Raw genomic sequence first — 278 nt, 5'->3', positions numbered from 1 at the left:
GGCGGTCCCGGCAGAGCATCACATCTGGATGGGCACCGCGGGTACACGACGATCCCGCTGTACGGAATGCCGTCTCCACTGGGACGCGGGCCGCGTCGAAGTCGGCATCCTCCCACCCGTCGCCAATGTCCTGCTGCAGGTCGCGCTGTGCGAGGGCGAGGAGCCGTTCTTCGCAGCTCTCGAATCCGCGTTCCGACATTCACGACTCTCCGCCGGTGAAACCGCATGGCTCTGGCGGCATCTTCCTCTCGAGCTGCGGTGGCTGGTCGCGTTCGCAC

1 protein-coding gene is annotated in these 278 nt (G+C 66.5%); it reads right to left on the bottom strand.

The features are described 5' to 3' along the window. Positions 1-199 (bottom strand): hypothetical protein (locus tag SB658_RS23475; protein ID WP_410602697.1); only part of this gene is annotated, 199 nt, incomplete at its 3' end. Positions 200-278 lie beyond the last annotated feature (79 nt).

This window comes from Bacillus sp. SIMBA_008 (assembly GCF_046535495.1).
Classification (GTDB): Bacteria; Bacillota; Bacilli; order Bacillales; family Bacillaceae; genus Bacillus; species Bacillus subtilis.
Note: the sequence above shows the minus strand (reverse complement) of the source record. Positions and strands in the feature narration are given on the sequence as shown.